Genomic DNA, 19279 nt, shown 5'->3' on the forward strand with positions numbered 1-19279 from the left:
GTCAGATCTCTTCGACGCTGCTGACGCCCTCGTTCGGGCGCCGGGACAGGTCGATACCGAGTTCCTCCGCGGCCCGGAAGACCTCGTCGTCGGTCTCGCGCATCTCGAGAGCCACGCCGTCGCTGGAAAGCACCTCAACATTCAGGCACAGCGACTGCAGCTCCTTGAGCAGCACCTTGAACGACTCCGGGATTCCCGGCTCCGGGATGTTCTCGCCCTTGACGATGGCCTCGTAGACCTTCACGCGGCCGAGCACGTCGTCGGACTTGATGGTGAGCAGCTCCTGCAGCGCGTAAGCGGCGCCGTAGGCCTGCATCGCCCAGCACTCCATCTCGCCGAACCGCTGGCCACCGAACTGCGCCTTACCACCCAGCGGCTGCTGCGTGATCATCGAGTACGGGCCGGTCGACCGAGCGTGGATCTTGTCGTCGACCAGGTGGTTCAGCTTGAGGATGTACACGTACCCGACCGAGATCGGGTCCGGCAGCGGCTCGCCGGAGCGGCCGTCGAACAGCTGCGCCTTGCCGTCACCGTTGACCAGCCGCTTACCGTCGCGGTTGACCAGCGTCGACTCGAGAAGACCCTTGATCTCCTCCTCCTGCGCACCGTCGAAGACGGGGGTCGCGACGTTCGAGTCCTTGGGGGACTCGTGCGCCTCGATCGCGCGCAGCTGGCGCTTCCACTCGGCGTCGTCGCCCTCGACCTCCCAGCCGGTCTTGGCGATCCACCCGAGGTGGGTCTCCAGAACCTGGCCGATGTTCATACGCGAGGGCACACCGAGCGGGTTGAGCACGATGTCGACGGGGGTGCCGTCCTCGAGGAACGGCATGTCCTCGACCGGAAGGATCTTGGAGATGACGCCCTTGTTGCCGTGCCGGCCGGCGAGCTTGTCACCGTCCTGGATCTTGCGCTTCTGGGCCACGTAGACGCGGACCAGCTCGTTGACGCCCGGAGGAAGCTCGTCGCCGTCCTCGCGCGAGAACGTGCGGACGCCGATGACCGTGCCGGTCTCGCCGTGCGGCACCTTCAGCGAGGTGTCCCGGACCTCCCGGGCCTTCTCACCGAAGATCGCGCGGAGCAGGCGCTCCTCGGGGGTCAGCTCGGTCTCGCCCTTGGGCGTGACCTTGCCGACCAGGATGTCGCCGGGGACGACCTCGGCGCCGATCCGGATGATGCCGCGCTCGTCGAGGTCGGCGAGCATTTCCTCGCTGACGTTCGGGATGTCGCGGGTGATCTCTTCCGGGCCGAGCTTGGTGTCACGGGCGTCGACCTCGTGCTCCTCGATGTGGATCGAGGTGAGGACGTCCTGCTGGACGAGGCGCTGCGACAGGATGATCGCGTCCTCGTAGTTGTGACCCTCCCAGCACATGAACGCGACGAGCAGGTTGCGGCCGAGGGCCATCTCCCCCTCGTCGGTGCACGGGCCGTCGGCGATGACCTGGCCGGCCTCGACCCGGTCACCCTCGAACACGACCGGCTTCTGGTTGACGCAGGAGCCGGCGTTGGAGCGGCGGAACTTGTGCAGCAGGTACGTACGGCGGTGGCCGTCGTCCTGGTGGACCGTCACGTAGTCGGCGCACAGGTCCTCGACCACGCCGCCGACCTCGGCGACGACGACGTCACCGGCGTCGACCGCGGCGCGGTACTCCATGCCCGTACCGACCAGCGGGGCCTCGGCCTTGACCAGCGGCACCGCCTGACGCTGCATGTTCGCACCCATGAGGGCGCGGTTGGCGTCGTCGTGCTCGAGGAACGGGATCATCGCGGTCGCGACCGACGTCATCTGCCGCGGCGACACGTCCATGTAGTCGACCTGCGTGCCGGGCACGTAGTCGACCTCACCGCCCTTACGGCGGACCAGGACGCGGTCGTCGGCGAAGGTGCCGTCGCTGCGCAGCGTGGCGTTGGCCTGCGCCTTGATGTACCGGTCTTCCTCATCGGCCGTGAGGTAGTGGACCTCGTCGGTGACGACGCCTTCCTCGACCTTGCGGTACGGCGTCTCGATGAATCCGAACGGGTTGACCCGCGCGAACGTCGAGAGCGCGCCGATCAGACCGATGTTCGGTCCCTCGGGCGTCTCGATCGGGCACATGCGGCCGTAGTGCGAGGGGTGCACGTCACGGACCTCGAAGCCGGCGCGCTCACGCGACAGACCACCCGGGCCGAGCGCCGACAGGCGGCGACGGTGGGTCAGACCCGCAAGCGGGTTGGTCTGGTCCATGAACTGCGACAGCTGCGACGTACCGAAGAACTCCTTGATCGCCGCCACCACGGGGCGGATGTTGATCAGGGTCTGCGGCGTGATCGCCTCGACGTCCTGGGTCGTCATGCGCTCGCGGACGACGCGCTCCATCCGGGACAGGCCGACGCGGACCTGGTTCTGGATGAGCTCGCCAACCGTGCGCAGACGGCGGTTGCCGAAGTGGTCGATGTCGTCGGCCTCGTAGCCCTCCTCACCGGCGTGCAGCCGGGCGAGGTACTCGACGGTCTTGACGATGTCTTCCTCGGTCAGCGTCCCGCGGTCGATCGGCAGGTCGAGCTCGAGCTTCTTGTTGAACTTGTAACGGCCGACCTTGGCGACGTCGTACCTCTTCGGGTTGAAGAAGAGGTTGTCGAGCAGGGTCTGCGCGTTCTCCCGCGTCGGGGGCTCGCCAGGGCGGAGCTTGCGGTAGATGTCGAGCAGGGCCTCGTCCTGCCCGGCGATGTGGTCCTTCTCGAGGGTGGTCATGAGAAGCTCGGACCACCCGAACCGCTCACGGATCTGGTCGGCCGACCAGCCGATCGCCTTGAGCAGGACCGTGACGGCCTGCCGGCGCTTGCGGTCGATCCGGACACCGACGGTGTCGCGCTTGTCGATGTCGAACTCCAGCCAGGCGCCCCGGCTGGGGATGACCTTGACGCTGGAGAGGTCGCGGTCGGAGGTCTTGTCCGGCTCCTTGGTGAAGTACACGCCCGGCGAGCGGACGAGCTGGCTCACCACGACGCGCTCCGTGCCGTTGATGACGAACGTCCCCTTGGGGGTCATCATCGGGAAGTCACCCATGAACACGGTCTGGCTCTTGATCTCGCCAGTCGTGTTGTTGGTGAACTCCGCGGTCACGAACAGCGGCGCGCAGTAGGTCAGATCCTTCTCCTTGCACTCCTCGATCGAGGCCTTGACCTCGTCGAATCGGGGAGACGAGAAGGACAGCGACATTGTGCCGGAGAAGTCCTCAATGGGACTGATCTCTTCGAGGATCTCTGCGAGGCCCGACTGGGCGTGCGGGTCGTCCGTCGACCGGGCCTGCCAAGCCTCGTTCCCGACCAGCCAGTCGAAAGACTCCGTCTGGAGGGCGAGGAGGTTGGGGACCTCTAGTTGCTCGGTGATCCTGCCGAAAGAGACACGGCGGGGTGCGTAAGCGCTCGACGTACGGCTGGTCTTCGCAGGGCGGGAAGCTGCCAAGATGCGTCCTTCCGAGGACCGGTGCTGCTGATGCGGCTGCAGCTGCGGGTATGCAACTGTCTGCGTGCACTCTGACGAGCCCACAGGAAATAATTTCCGGCAGGGCTCAAGGCAGAAGGCAGCGCAAACTAGCAGTGTAGCCGCTCGGCTAACCGCTGTCCAGCCCACACCGGAGGAAACCTGCGGAGCGTGGCCCACGCGGCCTCTGACCTGCGCCTCGACTGGGCCAGGGCCTTCAAGCGGGGCCGCTCAACGCGGCGATCTTCCTCGGTGCCGGCCGTAGGACCGGCTAGACCGGAATACCCACGGGGTGGCTGTCGCAAGCGCGGAAACTTGCTGCCATCAGCGTGCCTGTCAGCGGACACACAGTCAAGGGCCTCCGAGCGGGTCGGGCCCGAAAGCACGAACGGCGAGGGCCCTTGAGCAGGGCCCTCGCCGAAACGAGGTGAAACTGTGAAGCGTCAGATCACTTGAGGGTGACCTTGGCGCCCTCGGCCTCGAGCTTCGCCTTGGCGGCGTCGGCCTTCTCCTTGTTGACACCCTCGAGGATCGCCTTGGGGGCGGACTCGACGGCGTCCTTGGCCTCCTTGAGGCCCAGGCCGGTCAGCTCACGCACGACCTTGATGACCTGGATCTTCTTGCCACCGTCACCCTCGAGGACGACGTCGAACGAGTCCTTCTCCTCCTCGACGGGAGCAGCGGCAGCGCCGCCGCCACCGGCCGCCGCGACGGCGACGGGAGCGGCCGCGGTGACCTCGAAGGTCTCCTCGAACTGCTTCACGAACTCGGAGAGCTCGATCAGGGTCATTTCCTTGAACGCGTCGAGCAGCTCGTCGGTGCTGAGCTTCGCCATGTCTGGCAACCTTTCCTAGGTACTGATGAAAAAGTCTTGCTGGTGCGCGGTGGCTCAGGCCTCCGCGGAACCGTCCTTCTCGCGCTTCTCCTGAAGAGCGGCCGCGAGGCGCGCCACCTGCGACAGCGGGGCCTGGAAGAGGCCGGCCGCCTTGGACAGGTTGCCCTTCATGGCGCCGGCCAGCTTGGCCAGCAGAACCTCACGCGACTCGAGGTCAGCGATCTTGTTGACGTCGTCAGCGCTGATCGCCTTGCCCTCGAACACACCGCCCTTGATCTTCAGGACGGGGTTGGCCTTGGCGAAGGCACGAAGGCCCTTGGCCGCCTCGACCGGGTCGCCGCTGATGAAGGCGAGCGCGGTAGGACCGGCAAACAGGTTGTCGAGGCCCTCGATGCCCGCGTCGGTTGCCGCGCGCTTCGCCAGGGTGTTCTTGGACACCGAGTACTTGGTGTCCTTGCCCAGCGAACGGCGCAGCTCCGTGAGCTGCTTGACCGTGAGACCGCGGTACTCGGTCAGCACGGTGGCCGACGAGTTACGGAAGTCGTCCGTGAGCTCGGAAACGGCGCTGGCCTTGTCGGCCCGGACCGGCTTGTCCGCCATGTCCCTCCTCTCTCAATGCTCGAGCCACTGGCCGGAACGAAGGAGGGGGCGGAATGAGAAACGCCCCGGCGCAGGGCGCACGGGGCGGAGCGGGCAGATGGAACACCCGGTCACGAACCGTTCTCCCCTGCGCGGGCCGCCCGCATTCAGCGGGGCCTTCGACCGCGACCTTCCGTCGTGACGACGGTGGTTGCGGCGACCAGCGGTCTTTGGGTGGAACTTCGAGAAGCAACTGTACGGGGTGAGACGGCCAGCGCCAAATCGGCGGCCTCACGCCCTGGATCGGCGGAGCCATCCGTAGCCGCCGAGGGCGGCCACGCACCACAGAGCGGCCCAGCCGGTGATCAGCAGCAGGGTCGCGGCCGGGGGCGGATCGGCGTCGTTCAGGACCCGGGCGGTGGCCATCACCGGCGGGACGAGCCAGGGCGCGATCGAGCCCTGCAGGCCGAGCACGACCACCAGGACGGCGGCGACGACGAGCACGGCCACGCCGTTGCGGACGCCGCCGGTCACGGCCCGGCTGGCCAGTCCGCCGACGGCCACGGCGGGGACGACCGCGAGCAGGTGGGCCAGGACGCCGAGGGCCGAGCCGGTGAGGGCGCCCTCGGTCTCGATGCCGCCGAAGAGCCACGGGGCGAGCATGGCGGCGGCACACACGGCCAGCGCGAGCAGCACGGCGGCCAGCAGGCCGGCGGCCGCCTCGCGGCGGGCGCCCACGGCGGTACGGGCCAGGCGGCGCTGCACGTCGGGCTCGGTGTCCAGGACGAGCTTGGACTGCCAGGCCAGCACGGGGAACAGGGCGGCGGCGGAGTAGCCGTAGGCGACGGCGGCCGGTGAGGAGCCACCGCCGTAGATCACGCCGAGGACTACGAGCACGGCGATCAGGGGCGCCAGGGCCCGCCCGCCACGGACGAAGGCGGCCAGCCGCATACGGACGAGCGCGGTCACCGGCGGTCGGCGTTCGTCTGGGGGTCTGTCATGTGGGGGTCTTTCGCGTACGAGTCGGCTCGCCACTGCGGGGCCGCGGAGGACCCGTCGGGCCCGGAGGGGCCGCTGTGCGGCCGGGGTGCGGGGAGGTCTCGTACCTCTAGAACGCGGTGACCCTCGGCACGCAGCCGGACCACCGCCTGGTCGGCCTCCGCGCGGCGGACGGCCACCTCGATGACGACCTCGTCGGACGGGCCCGCCGGGGCCTCGAAACGCAGGGCCGACTCGGTGACCGTCCAGTGGGTGGCGCCGGGAAGGCCGGCGATCTCGTTGCGGTGGTCGCTGACCAGGACCATGCCGCCGGTCGCGGTGACCTCGGCGACGATCTCGGGGATCAGCGTGCGGGCGGCGGCGTCGAGTCCTTCCCACGGTTCGTCGAGTACCAGCAGGCCGGGGCGGGCGAGCAGGGCCTGAGCGACGCCGACCTTCTGCGCGGTGCCCTTGGAGAGATCGCCGAGGCGGGTGCCGGCGTGCTCGGTGAGCAGCAGGCGCTCGATCCACTCCCCCGCCGCGCTCTCCGCCACACCGCGCAACCGGGCCATTCGGCGCAGATATTGCCCGGCCGTGAACGGCTGGTCGGCCGGGAAGCGCTCGGGCACCCAGCCGACGACCGGCGGACGGTCGCGTACCGCGCCTCGCACCGGGCGCAGGACGCCGGCCGCGAGCTGGAGCAGCGTCGACTTGCCGGCGCCGTTGCGGCCCAGCACGACGACGGTCTGGCCGGGCTCGACGGTGGCGTCGACCGCGCGCAGCGCCCAGGGCAGACGGCGCCCGTAGCGGAACCACACCCCGTCGAAACGCACGAGCCGAAGCCTCCCACAGAAAACGCCCCCGGGGTGTACCCCGGGGGCGTTCCTGGTGACCTGTGTCGATCAGGCCTCGGCGCCGGCCTTGAAGTTCTTCACGACGTTCGGGTCGATCTGCACGCCCGGGCCCATCGTCGTGGTGACGACGACCTTCTTGAGGTACTTGCCCTTGGCGGCGGACGGCTTGGCCCGCAGGATCTCGTCGAGCACCGCGGCGTAGTTGTCCACCAGCTGGTCCTCGGAGAACGAGGCCTTGCCGATGATCAGGTGCAGGTTCGAGTGCTTGTCCACCCGGAAGGTGATCTTGCCGCCCTTGATCTCGTTGACGGCCTTGGTCACGTCCATGGTGACCGTGCCCGTCTTCGGGTTCGGCATGAGGCCACGCGGGCCCAGGATCCGGGCGATACGGCCGATCTTGGCCATCTGGTCCGGCGTCGCGATCGCGGCGTCGAAGTCCAGCCAGCCACCCTGGATGCGGGCCACGAGCTCGTCCGTGCCGACCTCGTCGGCGCCGGCCGCGACGGCCTCCTCGGCCTTCGCGCCCTGGGCGAAGACGATCACCCGAGCGGTCTTGCCGGTGCCGTGCGGCAGGTTGACGGTGCCGCGGACCATCTGGTCGGCCTTACGCGGGTCGACGCCCAGCCGCATCGCGACCTCGACGGTCGCGTCGAACTTGGTCGGGCTCGCGTCCTTGGCCAGCTTGATGGCGTCGGCCGGCTCGTAGAGCTTGTTGGCGTCGATCGACTCGGCCGCCTTGCGGTAGCCCTTGCTGCGCTGCATGTTCTTACTCCTGTGGTAGATGGCGGGCTTTACCGAAAGCCCTCCCACTGACTGCTGTGTTGCGTCAGATCTTGGTGACCTGGTTGAAGTTCAGCTCCACCGGCGTCTCACGGCCGAAGATGGAGACCAGAACCTTCAACTTCTGCTGGTCGGCATTAATTTCGCTGATCGAGGCCGGCAGCGACGCGAAGGCGCCGTCGGTGACCGTGACCGAGTCGCCGACCTCGAAGTCGAGGACCTTGATCTCGGGCTTGGCCTTCTTCTCCTCCTGCTCGACGGCAGGGGCGAGCCACTTCAGCACCTCGTCGAGCGAGAGCGGGGCGGGACGGTCGACCCGGTCGGTCGCGCCCACGAAGCCGGTCACACCCGGCGTGTTGCGCACGCAGGAGTACGACTCGGGGGTCAGGTCCATGCGGACCAGGATGTAGCCCGGGAAGACCTTGTTGCTGACCTGAACGCGCTTGCCGCTCTTGACTTCGATCTCTTCGCGGGTCGGCACCTCGACCTGGAAGATGAAGTCCTCCATGTCGAGGCTCGTGATGCGGGTCTCGAGGTTGGTCTTGACCTTGTTCTCGTAACCCGCGTACGAGTGCACCACGTACCAGTCGCCGGGGGCGTACCGCAGTTTCTGCCGCAGCTCCTGAACCGGGTCGTAGTCCTCGTCCTGCTCCACGGCGGCCGGCGTCGCCGCCGCGGCCTCGGGCTGGGCGGCCTCGGCCGACTCGTCGTCGTCCGCCGTCGCCACCGACGACTGCTCGTCGACGGACTCCGCGGTCTCCTCGTCGTACTCAGGCACGCTCGCTCACTTCCAGGTAAGTCATGGTCTTCATGCGGGCGCACACGCCCCTGCCGGCCGTCGGGCCGGGCCCGGCGGCGATCAGCCGCCGAACGCCCAGAGGACGGCCTTGCCCAGGCCGAGGTCCAGAAGGCCGACGATCGTGGTCATCACGGCAACGAACACGATGACGATCGTGGTGTAGGTCAGCAGTTCCTTGCGCGTGGGCCAGATGACCTTACGCAGCTCGCTGACGACCTCACGGAAGAAACCACCGATACGGCCGAAGAAGCCGGTCCTGCTGGCTTCCTTCTTCGACTTCGGGGTCCGCTCGGCGACAGCTGTTCCGCCGCGGCCTACCGGCTCGGCGTCGTCGTCCGCGACGTCCTTGTCGTCGTCAACGGCATCCGCGAACACCTCGTCGTCGGCCGGGTCGCCGGCGTCACCGGGTCGGTTCCTCTCGGCCATGGCGCCCTACTTCCGTCATCGGTGGTGATGGGTCCCCGCCACGCTGCGTCCGGCGCGGCGTCGTGCGGACCGCGCACCGGGCGGGCACGTCTCGAGGGCTTGCGCAGGGGTGACAGGACTTGAACCTGCAGCCTGCGGTTTTGGAGACCGCTGCTCTGCCAATTGAGCTACACCCCTTCGCGGGACGGCTGATCCCCGAATTCGCCTGCTCGGGGCAGGCTGGTTCGAGGGGTCACTGCCCCACGGCGCACCAGTGTACGGGTTCACACGGCGCTTGCCCAACCCGGGCTCGCCCTAACGTTTGCGGATGACCGCCTGAGCGAGGGAGAGCACCTTTTCGCCCTGGCAGGTGGCGGTCAGGGCGAGCCGGGTGAGGCCGTCGTCGGTGGTCTCTTTCACCGTGGCGGTGACGACCACCTCGGTGCCCTCGTCGGTGTCGGGCACCGGGACGGGGCGGGAGAACCGGACGCTGAACTCGACCACGGCGTCGGGCGCGCCGGCCCAGGCGGTCACCGCGCGGCCGACCAGGGCCATGGTGAACATGCCGTGCGCGATCACACCGGGCAGGCCGACGCCGGTGGCGATCCGGTCGCTCCAGTGGATGGGGTTGAAATCGCCCGAGGCGCCCGCGTAGCGCACCAGGTCGGCCCGGGTCACCCGGAAGGTCTGCGGCTCCATTTACGCCTCCCCGCCCCGCTGGACCAGCTTGGACCACACAGTCACGACCCGCTCGCCGGACTCGGTGGTGACCTCGGTGCGGGTGGTGATGAAGTCGTGCCCCCCGCGCGAGGTGATCTCGTCGACCGAGTTGACGCAGACGAGCGCGTCGCCGGCCACCACGGGCCGGGTGTACGCGAATTTCTGGTCGCCGTGCACCACGCGGCTGTAGTCGAGCCCGAGCTCCGGGTCCTCGATGATCTGCCGGCTGGCCGCCATGGTGATCGCGACCGGGAAGGTGGGCGGGGCGACCACGTCGGCGTAGCCGAGGGCGCGGGCGGCCGCGGGATCGTGGTACTCGGGGTCGGCGGCGCCGATCGCGCGGGCGAACTCGCGGATCTTCTCGCGGCCGACCAGATAGGGCTCCGTGGCGGGCCAGCTACGGCCCTGGAAAGACTGGTCGAGGGGCATGGCCCACAAACTACTCTGCGCCGCCCGGTCGATGACCGTGCGGCGCAGGAGTGAAGCTGTGAGATGCTGAGATCAGCGGGTCTCGCGGTGCAGGGTGTGCTTGCCGTCCCGGGGGCAGAACTTCTTCAGCTCGATGCGGTCCGGGTCGTTGCGGCGGTTCTTACGGGTGATGTAGTTCCGCTCCTTGCACTCCGTACACGCCAGGGTGATCTTCGGACGGACGTCGGTCGCCTTGGCCACGACGGATTGCCTTCCTGCTAACGGGAAACTTAACGACGCTCCAGCGTACTCGCTAAGAGTGCCGACATGCAAAGTGGGACCCCGGGCGGGATCCCTTACTCGCAAGTAGCGGTGGCCGGACTTGAACCGGCGACACAGCGATTATGAGCCGCTTGCTCTGCCATCTGAGCTACACCGCCGAGCCAGGCTCAAGTCCAGCGCCTCCGGCGGGAACGAACCCGGTAGAGCCCCCTTACGGAATCGAACCGTAGACCTTCTCCTTACCATGGAGACGCTCTGCCGACTGAGCTAAGGGGGCCTATCGCACTTCAAGCCCAGCGCGATCGCTCGCTTGTTGCGCAGGAGTAAGACTACACGGCCTCGCACCGGGGGTGAAATCGACTCCCCCATTACCCTGAAGCCGCAGGTCAGAGCATCTTTACCCGACCGCGCGGAGCTTGCGTACCTCGCCCGCGGGGGTGGTGGCCGGCTCGGTCTGCGCCGAGAACCAGGCCTCGAGACGCTCGTACGGCAGCGGGCGGCTGAACAGGTAGCCCTGGCCGATCTCGCAGCCCATCTCCTCGAGCAGGTCGAGGGTGAGCTCGCTCTCGACGCCCTCGGCGACGACGGTGAGGCCGAACTCGCGGGCCAGGCTGACCACCGCCCGGACGATCGCCAGATCGCCCGTGTCGGTCGCCATGCCCTGCACGAAGCTGTCGTCGATCTTCACCTCGTGCACCGGCCACTGCCGCAGGTACGACAGGGAGGACGCGCCGGTGCCGAAATCGTCGACGCTGAGCCGGACGCCCAGATCGCGCAGCCGGTACAGGGTGGGCAGCACCCGCTCGATGTCGCCGAGCATGCCGGGCTCGGAGATCTCGAAGGTGACCTGGGCCGGGGCCACCGCGAAGCGTTCCAGCAGCGCCGCCACCTGGTCGGGGAAGCGGGAGTCGAGCAGGGTCCGCACCGACAGGTTCACCGCGATGGACAGCGGGCGGTCCTGGTCGGCCCACTCCCGGCAGCGCCGCAGGCCCTCGGTGAGCACGACCTCGGTGAGGCGGGACAGCTGACCGGTGTGCTCGGCCACGGCCACGAAGTCGTCGGGGGCCACCTCGCCCTGCGCCGGGTGTTGCCAGCGGGCCAGGCACTCCACGCCGACCAGGTGGCGGTCGGTGAGGGTGACCTTGGGCTGGAAGTACACGTCGATGGCGCCGCTGTCGAGCGCCACCCGCAGGTCGGCGGCGATGCCGAGGCGGCGGACGGCCCGGGACTCGAGCGCCGGGTGGAAGAGCTGGACCCCGTACGGCAGGACCTTGGCCGCGTTGGCGGCCAGCTCGGCCCGCTGGATCAGCGTCTCGGGGTCGGTGCCGTGATCGGGGTAGACGGAGACGCCGACCGCGGTGTCGAGGTCGAGCGTGAGCGTGCCCACCGTCATCGGGCCGCGCAGCTGCTCGCGCATCTCGGTGGCGAGCTGCACGGTGGCGTCGGTGCTCTCGGCACGCAGGGTCACCACGAACTCGTCGCCGCCGATGCGCCCGACCAGCGCGCCCGGCCCGGCGATGCCGCGCAGCCGGCCCGCCACCTCGGCCAGCAGCTTGTCACCGGCCGCGTGGCCCATCGACTCGTTGACGTCGCGCTGGCCGTCGACGTCGAACAGCAGCACGGCCACCACCTCGTCCTCGGCGCGCACCTTGACCGACTCGGCGAGCGCGTCGGTGATCCGCCGCCGGTTGGGCAGGCCGGTGAGCCGGTCGTGGTAGGCGTCGTAGCGCAGCCGGTCGACCAGGCGGGTGTTCTCGACGGCCACGGCGACGTGGGCGGCGATCGTCTCGAGCACCTGCACGTCGGCCGCGCGGAAGGTGCGGGTGTCGCCGAGCCGGTTGACCACCTCGAGGCTGCCGATCGGTGTGTGGCCCGACCGCAGCGGCACGACGATGACGTCTTTCACCTTGGTGTTGCGCAGCTCGTGGCGCAGCGGCTCGGAGTCGGGGAACTGGTTGCCGACCGCCACGGTGTGTCCCTCGGCGATGGCGCGTTCCCGGATGGCGGCCGGTGTCGGCGAGAGGTCGAGCAGGCCCTTGTTCTCCACGCGGGCGGTGAGCAGCACCTCGGGGTGGCGGCCCTGCGGCGAGAGCCAGAGCGTCGCGTACTCCGAGCGCATCAGCGCCCGCATCCGCTCCAGCATCACGTCGGGCAGGCCGGCGTCGCTGCCCTCGTCACGGACGGCCTTGGTCAGCTCGTAGACGTCGGCGAGCGTGCGGTGCTGTCGGAAGAACTCGGCGTACGACCGCAGCATCAGGATGAGCGCGATCACCAGGGCCGCGAGCAGGGCCGCCGACCACGCGGTGGCGACCAGCGCGACCAGGAAGATCAGCCCGATCACCACGTTGACGCCGGCCATGGCCCAGACCGGGATCGAACCGCGGATCACTTCCTGCCCGGCGCGCGCGTTCTGCACCACGGCCATGACGGCGGCCAGACCGAGGACTTCGACCAGCACGCTCACGCCGACCGCGGCGAACAGGATGGCCCACGTGCCCGGGCCCGCGCCCCGGATCGGGGGCGCGGCCGCGACGACGAGGGCGGCCGCCGCCGCACCGGCCGACGACTTGGCGACGTTGAACCACAATTTGCTCGCGACGACCTCGGAGCGGCGGCTCAGCTGGACGATCAACACAGCCAGGGTCATGACCACGATGACCATGACCGGCGGGAGGTAGTACAGAGCGAGCAGGAAGGGCACTTCGGTGATGTAGAAGCTCATCGTGCTTCGGCGGATCACCACATTGATGACGCCGATATACGCGACGATGATCCCGGCGAGCGCGACCAGGCCACCGAGCCACTCGGTGTACCAGTCCGTCTCGCGCACCCAGAACGCGGCAGTGCAGATGGCGGCGAAAAGCGCCAGAGGGTTAGTGATCAACCAGGCGTAACGCGCGGAACGACGCGCTGCCCGCGGTCGCCCGACCATTGCACTCCCTCGTCAGTCGACGCGGTCCCGCAACGCGAGGTGAGCGCGTCACCGAACCTTCAGTCCCATTCCAGAACGCCGTTGGTGGTCTGCACGGCCCCTGCACCGACAGACGACGGGTGCCCGCTCAAGCCGGCCACGCCGCCGAAAACGACAGCGAGCGCGAGAACCAAGCCGGCCACTCGGCCCAGCCTCTTTGCGAACATGTGTGACTCCTGCGGTATGTAACAGGCTCCGGTGGGGGGTCCCATGATGGTGCCACACCAGTTGTGCGACTGGCAGCGTCCACGGGCGGGTCGAAACCGCACATTCCGAAATCCTGACCGAACGGTTGAGCTTCCTCCCCCACCGCCAAGCGCAGAATTGACGCTTTTACGACCGAAATAACGGGAGAAGTGAGGGCAATTCGCCTCGCCCGGTCAGGCCATCTTGACGTCAGGTCGCCCTGACGCCAGGCTGTCGCCCGTGACCGCGTACTCCTTCTCCCCCGACGATCTGGAGCGCCAGCACACGCTGTCCTCGGCTACAACGCGATACGACGAACTGAGGATGCGCACCGCCCTGGCCTCGATGGCCGGCGACCGGGCCGAGCCGCTGAGCCGGGCCGAGGCGCTCGAACTGCTCGCCCTCAACGAAGTGGTGATCCGCAAGGCCGGATACGGGCGGCAGGCGATGGTGCGCACGGCCCGCGACGCCGGCGCGTCCTGGACCCAGATCGGGGCCGCGCTCGGCAGCACCAAACAGGCCGCCTGGGAGGCACACAACCGCTGGGCCGAAGAACAGGTCTCATGAGCCCTTCGCCGCGGGGCGGTCCGTGGCCGCGTACTGCGACCAGGAGCCCGGGTAAAGACGGCCCGGAGCGAAACCGGCGCGCTCGAGCGAGAGCAGGTTGTGGCAGGCGGTGACGCCGGAACCGCAGTAGGAGATGACCTCGCCGCCGTCGGTCACACCGGCCGCGGCGAACCTCGCGCGCAGCACCTCGGCCGGCAGGAAACGACCGGTGGCGTCGACGTTCTCCCGGCAGGAGACGTTGTGGGCGCCCGGGATGTGTCCCGGCCGGGAGTCGATCGGCTCGGACTCGCCCCGGAACCGCTCGGGCTGGCGGGCGTCGATCACGACGCCGGCGCCGTCGGCCGCCTCGTCGATGGTGGCGAGCCGCTCGGCCGGCCAGGGCTTCGCGGTGAAGACCTTCAATCGCGGCTGCGGTACGGCGGTTTCCAGCTCACCGTCCCACGCACCGATACCGCCGTCGAGCAGAGCCGCGTCGTGGCCCAGGGCCCGCAGCATCCAGACCAGGCGGGCGGCCATCACGCCGCCGGCGTCGTCGTACGCGACGACCGTGTCGCCGTCGCCGATGCCGAGCTCCCCCATCCGTACGGCGAAAGCCTGAAAATCGGGCAGCGGGTGGCGCCCGCCGGCCGCACTGGGCGCGGCCGCGAGATCCTGATCGAGGTCGGCGAAGACCGCGCCCGGCAGATGACCCCGGCGGTAGGCGTCACGGCCCGACCGGCCGTCCAGGTAAGCGCGGACGTCAGCGAGGACCAACCGGTCCCGGCGCGCCCTGACCCACTCGACATCGACAACCGGCTCGATCAACGCTGTTCCTCTCCGCTATTTGCCCACCGGGTGCTCCCGTCGCCGGGCGCGCGGCCGGAAACGGACCAGGGCCACGCCGACCATGGCCACCGCCAGAATCGTGACGGTAATGGTGACCACGGGAGTGTCGAGAGCCGTACCGAGCGACACCAGCCCCAGCCCCACCCCGAACAGCAGGTGGTAGAAGCCGGCGTCCCGGACGCTCCGGAAGGCACGGGCGGTGGCCTGCGGGGCGCGCCCGGTGATCAGCATCGACGCTCCGAAGATCGCCAACACGGCACCGGCCACCCCGCCGACCACCAGGGTCCACGTACTGGTGCTCATAGGCCCAGTCTGGGCCTGGTTTGCGCCTTTTTAGCGGTAATTGGTGAACTGGAGGGCCACGCCGAAGTCCTCACCCTTCAACAGCGCGATCACGGCCTGCAGGTCGTCCCGCTTCTTGCCGGTCACCCGCAGCTGGTCACCCTGGATCTGCGCCTGCACACCCTTGGGGCCCTCGTCCCGGATCTTCTTGCTGATCGCCTTGGCCTTGTCGGTCTCGATGCCCTCGACGACCTTGCAATCGATCTTGTACGTCTTGCCGGACTGCCGGGGCTCCCCCGCGTCGAGCGCCTTCAGCGAGATGTTCCGCTTGACCAGCTTCTCCTTGAAGACGTCGAGGGCGGCCGACGCGCGCTCCTCGGTCTCGGAGGTGATGGTCACGCCGGACTCACCCGACTTGGCGATGCTCGTGCCCGTGCCGCGGAAGTCGAAGCGGGTGCCCAGCTCCTTCTCCGCCTGGTGGAACGCGTTGTCCACCTCCTGCTGGTCGACCTTGCTCACGATGTCGAAAGACGGGCTGGCTGCCATGAAAGACTCCTGCGAAGCTGGCGTACGTCAATGGGAGGAGGAGACCGCCGAGCGGCCTCCGACATGCCGACCGTACCCGGTTGCGAGAAGCACCGGCGGTGCGGCTATTCTGTTCTCCGCCGCTTCGGGAAACCGAGGTGGCATGCCCAGGCGGGTTGCCCGAGCGGCCAATGGGAGCGGACTGTAAATCCGTCGCGAAAGCTACAGAGGTTCGAATCCTCTACCCGCCACAGGCAGACAGAACGGCCCCGGTATCAGCGGAAATGCTGACCGGGGCCGTTCTCTTTGTGATCGGGCGGAGTCCAGCTCTCCACAAGCGGTTGCGGGCGGAAAAGGCGGTCAAGGCCGGCGGGCGGGGACGAGGTCGGCGAGCAGGGCCTCGACGCGCTGCTTGATCTCGTCGCGGATGGGGCGGACCGCCTCGACGCCCTTGCCGGCCGGGTCTTCGAGCTGCCAATCCTCGTAACGCTTGCCCGGGAAGAACGGGCAGGCGTCGCCGCAACCCATGGTCACGATCACGTCGGAGTCCTGGGCGGTCTCGTAGTCGAGGCGCTTGGGGGTCTGGGCGGTGATGTCGACGCCGACCTCGCGCATGGCCTCGACGGCGGCGGGGTTGATCTGGTCGGCGGGCTCGGACCCGGCGGAGCGGACCTCGACGGCGTCGCCAGCGAGGTGGCGCAGCCATCCGGCGGCCATCTGGGAGCGGCCGGCGTTGTGGACGCAGACGAACAGGACGCTGGGCTTGGCGGACATCCGGGGTGCCTCCAGTTATGGGGTTCAGACGGTGGCGTGAGCGAAGAACCGGCGGCGCAGGGCCAGGCTGACGTAGACCAGGGCGACGAGGACGGGCACCTCGATCAGTGGGCCGACGACGCCGGCCAGGGCTTGACCGCTCGTGACGCCGAAGGTGCCGACGGCCACGGCGATGGCGAGTTCGAAGTTGTTGCCGGCGGCGGTGAAGGCGAGCGTGGTGGTGCGCTCGTAGGTCAGGCCGATGGCCTTGCCCAGGGCGTACGAGCCGCCCCACATGATGGCGAAGTAGGCGAGCAACGGCACCGCGATCAGCGCCACGTCCCACGGCCGGGAAGTGATCGCGTCACCCTGCAGGGCGAACAGGATGACGACGGTGAACAGCAGCCCGTACAGCGCGACCGGGCCGATCTTGGGGATGAACCGGTCCTCGTACCATGTCCGGCCCTTGACCTTCTCGCCGAGACGACGGGTGAGGAAGCCGGCCGCCAGCGGGATGCCCAGGAAGATCAACACGTTGCGGGCGATGTCCCAGCCGGACACCTCCAGCTCGGCGCCGGACAGGCCCAGCCAGCCCGGCAGCACGGACAGGTAGAACCAGCCGAGCACACCGAACGCGATGACTTGGAAGACCGAGTTGAGGGCGACCAGTACGGCCGCGGCCTCCCGGTCGCCGCAGGCCAGGTCGTTCCAGATGATCACCATGGCGATGCAGCGGGCCAGGCCGACGATGATCAGGCCGGTGCGGTACTCGGCGTGATCGGCCAGGAAGATCCAGGCGAGCGCGAACATGACGGCCGGGCCGACGATCCAGTTCAGGACCAGCGAGGAGATCAGCAGGCGCCGGTCACCCGTGACGGTGTCGAGCCGGTCGTAGCGCACCTTGGCCAGCACCGGATACATCATGATCAGTAGGCCGAGGGCGATCGGCAGCGAGATGCCGCCGATCTTGATGGCGTCCAGGGCGCTGTCCAGACCCGGGATGAACCGGCCGAGCAGAAGGCCGCCCGCCATGGCCAGAAGGATCCACAGCGGCAGAAACTGATCAAGGCGGGACAGGCGCCCCACCACTGCGGGCGGGGCATGGACGGTTGTGGCGTCGGTCATGGGGTGGCGTTCCTGAACTGTCGAGCGTCGCTGAGCTTTTGAAGGGTCAAGCCCGAGGGTCGAGCAGGCCCGACAGCTGGCGCATGAGCGCCGGCTGGGCGCGGTAGTAGACCCAGCTGGCCCGGCGCTCCGCGGTGACCAGGCCCGACTCCTTCAGCACTTTCAGGTGGTGCGAGATGGTCGGACCGGAGATCTCGAACGCCGGGGTCAGATCACAGACACAGATCTCGCCGCCGGGCGCCGACGCGATCATGGACATCAGCTGGAGGCGGATCGGGTCGCCCAGCGCCTTGAACGCCTGGGCCAGCGTGCCGGCCGCCTCCGAGGGGATGCGGCTCTGCGTCATCGGCGCGCAACAGCCGTCGGCGTTGAGGTCGATCACGTCCAAGGCCCGCGCCGGTTTTGACATGCGTCGAGGTTGACAGATATCGAAACCGTGTGCAAGCTTCGGTTTCGACAATCATCGAACTCGACAGACTTCGAAACTGTCTCGCCTTTATCCGGAGGAGCCGTGCCCACTCAGCTCGACAGCCTGCCCATCGCCGTCATCGGCGCCGGTCCGGTCGGCCTGGCCACCGCCGCCCACCTCGCGGAGCGCGGCCTGCCGTTCGTCGTCCTGGAAGCCGGCGAAGAGCCCGCCGCGGCCATGCGTCAATGGGGCCGCGTCCGGTTGTTCTCCCCATGGCGTTTCAACATCGACGCTGCCGCCGCTCGTCTGCTCGCCGAGGCCGGATGGGTTCACCCGGACGACGACAAGCTGCCGACGGGTGCTCAGCTCGCGGAGAACTATTTGCAGCCGCTCGCCGACCTCCCCGCCGTCAAGCCTCATGTGCGCTACGGCAGCCGCGTCGCCGCCGTTACCCGGCTCGGGCTCGATCGGCTCCGCAGTGCCGGCCGCGCCGGCACGCCGTACCTGATCCGGCTCGCGACCGGCGAAGACGTCCTCGCCCGCGCGGTCATCGACGCCTCCGGCACCTGGGACTCCCCCAACGTGCTGGGCGCCTCCGGCATACCGGCTCACGGCGAGAGCCAGGCTTCCGCGTTCATCGAAAGCGCGCTTCCGGACGTCCTCGGACACGACCGGGACCGCTTCGCCGGGCGCCGCACTCTGGTGGTGGGTGCCGGGCATTCCGCCGCGAACACTCTCCTCGTTCTGGCTGAGCTTGCTCAGCAGATATCCGGAACAACCGTGACGTGGGCGATCCGCACAGCCTCGCCGGGGCGCACTTACGGCGGCGGGACGGCCGACGCGCTCCCCGCACGTGGCGCGCTCGGGACCCGTCTCCGGGAGCACGTCGAGGCGGGCACCATCACCGTTCTCACCGGCTTCCAGGTCCAGGCCGTCACCGAGATCACCGACGGCGTCGAGGTCTCCGACGGCACGCGCACCGTGACCGTCGACCGGATCGTGTCGGCCACGGGCTTCCGCCCCGACCACACCATCACCGGCGAACTCCGCTTGGATCTCGACCCGATCATGGGCTCCACCCGGGCACTCGCCCCGCTGATCGACCCCAACGAGCACTCGTGCGGCACTGTTCCGCCGCACGGCGTCGACCAGCTCGCCCACCCGGAGCCCGGCTACTACGCGATCGGATCGAAGTCTTACGGCCGCGCCCCCACGTTCCTGATGGCTACGGGATACGAGCAGGCGCGCTCTGTCGTCGCGGCGCTGGCCGGCGACTGGGAGGCCGCCCGGGACGTCCGCCTCGATCTGCCGGCGACCGGCGTGTGCTCCAGCAGCGTGCCGCTCGATGCCGAGAGCATCGACGCCGCGTCCGGGGGCTGCTGCGGCACTCCCGCCGCCGAGCCGGCCGGCCGGGGACTGGCCACCGGCGTCGAGGGCGGCCTGCTTCGGGCGCCGCTGGCCGTGATCACAGCGTCGCCGCGGTCGGATGAGCAGTCCGGCCGCTGCTGCGGCTGAGTAGTGGGAACCTCGCCCCTG

Annotated in this window: 21 protein-coding genes and 4 tRNA genes; 3 read left to right on the plus strand and 22 right to left on the minus strand. The window is 68.8% G+C overall.

From position 1 onward, the window contains the following. Position 1: 1 nt before the first annotated feature. The 16 genes from AB0C26_RS11880 to AB0C26_RS11955 all read right to left on the minus strand — a co-directional run bounded on the left by AB0C26_RS11880 (position 2) and on the right by AB0C26_RS11955 (position 13238). Positions 2–3442, minus strand: a complete 3441-nt coding sequence (locus AB0C26_RS11880; protein ID WP_360245600.1) for a DNA-directed RNA polymerase subunit beta — start codon at positions 3440–3442, stop codon at positions 2–4. A 466-nt stretch (positions 3443–3908) separates the two neighbouring features. Continuing rightward, positions 3909–4295 carry a 50S ribosomal protein L7/L12 gene (gene rplL, locus AB0C26_RS11885; RefSeq protein WP_360245603.1) on the minus strand — a complete coding sequence of 129 codons (387 nt, stop codon included), beginning with the start codon at positions 4293–4295 and terminating at the stop codon, positions 3909–3911. A gap of 54 nt (positions 4296–4349) precedes the next feature. Then, a complete protein-coding gene (gene rplJ, locus AB0C26_RS11890) occupies positions 4350–4895 on the minus strand; it encodes a 50S ribosomal protein L10 (protein ID WP_360245606.1) in 546 nt (181 codons plus the stop codon). Between the two features lie 270 nt (positions 4896–5165). Further along, on the minus strand, positions 5166–5843 hold the full coding sequence (locus tag AB0C26_RS11895; RefSeq protein ID WP_360245609.1) for a hypothetical protein: 678 nt from the start codon (positions 5841–5843) through the stop codon (positions 5166–5168). Then, the gene (locus tag AB0C26_RS11900; protein ID WP_360245612.1) at positions 5840–6685 is read right to left on the minus strand and encodes an ABC transporter ATP-binding protein; all 846 of its coding nucleotides are present in this window, start codon (positions 6683–6685) and stop codon (positions 5840–5842) included. Before AB0C26_RS11900 ends, AB0C26_RS11895 begins: the two co-directional genes overlap by 4 nt. Positions 6686–6754: 69 nt before the next feature. Then, entirely contained in the window at positions 6755–7468 is a 714-nt protein-coding gene (rplA, locus tag AB0C26_RS11905) for a 50S ribosomal protein L1 (RefSeq protein ID WP_360245615.1), read from the minus strand. A gap of 64 nt (positions 7469–7532) precedes the next feature. Next, positions 7533–8264, minus strand: coding sequence for a transcription termination/antitermination protein NusG (gene nusG, locus AB0C26_RS11910; protein WP_360245618.1), 732 nt, complete (start codon positions 8262–8264; stop codon positions 7533–7535). 81 nt (positions 8265–8345) lie between these two features. Next, a complete protein-coding gene (gene secE, locus AB0C26_RS11915) occupies positions 8346–8711 on the minus strand; it encodes a preprotein translocase subunit SecE (RefSeq protein WP_360245621.1) in 366 nt (121 codons plus the stop codon). Between the two features lie 104 nt (positions 8712–8815). Further along, positions 8816–8888, minus strand: a tRNA-Trp gene (locus AB0C26_RS11920). Positions 8889–9005: 117 nt separating this feature from the next. Then, entirely contained in the window at positions 9006–9389 is a 384-nt protein-coding gene (locus AB0C26_RS11925; RefSeq protein ID WP_360245624.1) for a MaoC family dehydratase, read from the minus strand. Further along, the gene (locus tag AB0C26_RS11930; RefSeq protein ID WP_360245627.1) at positions 9390–9839 is read right to left on the minus strand and encodes a MaoC family dehydratase N-terminal domain-containing protein; all 450 of its coding nucleotides are present in this window, start codon (positions 9837–9839) and stop codon (positions 9390–9392) included. It lies immediately after the preceding gene. A gap of 72 nt (positions 9840–9911) precedes the next feature. Next, positions 9912–10079: a 50S ribosomal protein L33 gene (gene rpmG, locus AB0C26_RS11935; RefSeq protein WP_067495822.1), complete on the minus strand. Its 168-nt coding sequence runs from the start codon at positions 10077–10079 to the stop codon at positions 9912–9914. A 106-nt stretch (positions 10080–10185) separates the two neighbouring features. Then, positions 10186–10258 (minus strand) — tRNA-Met (locus AB0C26_RS11940). A 46-nt stretch (positions 10259–10304) separates the two neighbouring features. After that, a tRNA-Thr gene (locus AB0C26_RS11945) sits at positions 10305–10377 on the minus strand. A gap of 120 nt (positions 10378–10497) precedes the next feature. Beyond that, the gene (locus AB0C26_RS11950) at positions 10498–13032 is read right to left on the minus strand and encodes a bifunctional diguanylate cyclase/phosphodiesterase (RefSeq protein WP_360245630.1); all 2535 of its coding nucleotides are present in this window, start codon (positions 13030–13032) and stop codon (positions 10498–10500) included. A gap of 59 nt (positions 13033–13091) precedes the next feature. Next, positions 13092–13238 (minus strand): hypothetical protein, encoded by a 147-nt coding sequence (locus tag AB0C26_RS11955; RefSeq protein WP_360245633.1) that lies wholly within the window; start codon positions 13236–13238, stop codon positions 13092–13094. 259 nt (positions 13239–13497) lie between these two features. On the opposite strand from AB0C26_RS11955, the gene AB0C26_RS11960 reads away from it, so the two are divergent. Beyond that, positions 13498–13824 (plus strand): hypothetical protein, encoded by a 327-nt coding sequence (locus tag AB0C26_RS11960; RefSeq protein ID WP_360245636.1) that lies wholly within the window; start codon positions 13498–13500, stop codon positions 13822–13824. On the opposite strand, the gene AB0C26_RS11965 is transcribed toward AB0C26_RS11960, so the two are convergent. From AB0C26_RS11965 to AB0C26_RS11975, 3 genes are read right to left on the minus strand one after another with little or no spacing between them, the layout of a single operon-like run. Beyond that, positions 13819–14628: a sulfurtransferase gene (locus AB0C26_RS11965; protein ID WP_360245639.1), complete on the minus strand. Its 810-nt coding sequence runs from the start codon at positions 14626–14628 to the stop codon at positions 13819–13821. The two genes, AB0C26_RS11960 and AB0C26_RS11965, sit on opposite strands and share 6 nt — an antisense overlap. Before the next feature lie 15 nt (positions 14629–14643). Continuing rightward, positions 14644–14952, minus strand: a complete 309-nt coding sequence (locus AB0C26_RS11970) for a hypothetical protein (protein ID WP_360245642.1) — start codon at positions 14950–14952, stop codon at positions 14644–14646. Positions 14953–14982: 30 nt separating this feature from the next. Next, positions 14983–15477 carry a YajQ family cyclic di-GMP-binding protein gene (locus tag AB0C26_RS11975; RefSeq protein WP_360245645.1) on the minus strand — a complete coding sequence of 165 codons (495 nt, stop codon included), beginning with the start codon at positions 15475–15477 and terminating at the stop codon, positions 14983–14985. Between the two features lie 149 nt (positions 15478–15626). Between AB0C26_RS11975 and AB0C26_RS11980 the strand changes: the two genes are divergently transcribed. After that, a tRNA-Tyr gene (locus AB0C26_RS11980) sits at positions 15627–15707 on the plus strand. 109 nt (positions 15708–15816) lie between these two features. On the opposite strand, the gene AB0C26_RS11985 is transcribed toward AB0C26_RS11980, so the two are convergent. From AB0C26_RS11985 to AB0C26_RS11995, 3 genes are read right to left on the minus strand one after another with little or no spacing between them, the layout of a single operon-like run. Beyond that, positions 15817–16230 carry an arsenate reductase ArsC gene (locus tag AB0C26_RS11985; RefSeq protein ID WP_360245648.1) on the minus strand — a complete coding sequence of 138 codons (414 nt, stop codon included), beginning with the start codon at positions 16228–16230 and terminating at the stop codon, positions 15817–15819. Positions 16231–16254: 24 nt separating this feature from the next. Further along, on the minus strand, positions 16255–17334 hold the full coding sequence (gene arsB / locus AB0C26_RS11990; protein ID WP_360245651.1) for an ACR3 family arsenite efflux transporter: 1080 nt from the start codon (positions 17332–17334) through the stop codon (positions 16255–16257). A gap of 46 nt (positions 17335–17380) precedes the next feature. After that, a complete protein-coding gene (locus AB0C26_RS11995) occupies positions 17381–17743 on the minus strand; it encodes a metalloregulator ArsR/SmtB family transcription factor (RefSeq protein WP_360245654.1) in 363 nt (120 codons plus the stop codon). Between the two features lie 102 nt (positions 17744–17845). Between AB0C26_RS11995 and AB0C26_RS12000 the strand changes: the two genes are divergently transcribed. Next, positions 17846–19258 carry an FAD-dependent oxidoreductase gene (locus AB0C26_RS12000; RefSeq protein ID WP_360245657.1) on the plus strand — a complete coding sequence of 471 codons (1413 nt, stop codon included), beginning with the start codon at positions 17846–17848 and terminating at the stop codon, positions 19256–19258. Positions 19259–19279 lie beyond the last annotated feature (21 nt).

It is taken from the genome of Actinoplanes sp. NPDC048796 (assembly GCF_040650035.1).
Taxonomy (GTDB): Bacteria; Actinomycetota; Actinomycetes; order Mycobacteriales; family Micromonosporaceae; genus Actinoplanes.

What these genes read in the sequence shown, in the direction of transcription:
- rplL (WP_360245603.1), bottom strand. Translation starts at nt 4,295, where the DNA reads ATGGCGAAGCTCAGCACCGACGAGCTGCTCGACGCGTTCAAGGAAATG.
- rplJ (WP_360245606.1), bottom strand. Translation starts at nt 4,895, where the DNA reads ATGGCGGACAAGCCGGTCCGGGCCGACAAGGCCAGCGCCGTTTCCGAG.
- rplA (WP_360245615.1), bottom strand. Translation starts at nt 7,468, where the DNA reads ATGCAGCGCAGCAAGGGCTACCGCAAGGCGGCCGAGTCGATCGACGCC.
- secE (WP_360245621.1), bottom strand. Translation starts at nt 8,711, where the DNA reads ATGGCCGAGAGGAACCGACCCGGTGACGCCGGCGACCCGGCCGACGAC.
- AB0C26_RS11925 (WP_360245624.1), bottom strand. Translation starts at nt 9,389, where the DNA reads ATGGAGCCGCAGACCTTCCGGGTGACCCGGGCCGACCTGGTGCGCTAC.
- AB0C26_RS11930 (WP_360245627.1), bottom strand. Translation starts at nt 9,839, where the DNA reads ATGCCCCTCGACCAGTCTTTCCAGGGCCGTAGCTGGCCCGCCACGGAG.
- AB0C26_RS11950 (WP_360245630.1), bottom strand. Translation starts at nt 13,032, where the DNA reads ATGGTCGGGCGACCGCGGGCAGCGCGTCGTTCCGCGCGTTACGCCTGG.
- AB0C26_RS11955 (WP_360245633.1), bottom strand. Translation starts at nt 13,238, where the DNA reads ATGTTCGCAAAGAGGCTGGGCCGAGTGGCCGGCTTGGTTCTCGCGCTC.
- AB0C26_RS11970 (WP_360245642.1), bottom strand. Translation starts at nt 14,952, where the DNA reads ATGAGCACCAGTACGTGGACCCTGGTGGTCGGCGGGGTGGCCGGTGCC.
- AB0C26_RS11975 (WP_360245645.1), bottom strand. Translation starts at nt 15,477, where the DNA reads ATGGCAGCCAGCCCGTCTTTCGACATCGTGAGCAAGGTCGACCAGCAG.
- AB0C26_RS11985 (WP_360245648.1), bottom strand. Translation starts at nt 16,230, where the DNA reads ATGTCCGCCAAGCCCAGCGTCCTGTTCGTCTGCGTCCACAACGCCGGC.
- arsB (WP_360245651.1), bottom strand. Translation starts at nt 17,334, where the DNA reads ATGACCGACGCCACAACCGTCCATGCCCCGCCCGCAGTGGTGGGGCGC.
- AB0C26_RS11995 (WP_360245654.1), bottom strand. Translation starts at nt 17,743, where the DNA reads ATGTCAAAACCGGCGCGGGCCTTGGACGTGATCGACCTCAACGCCGAC.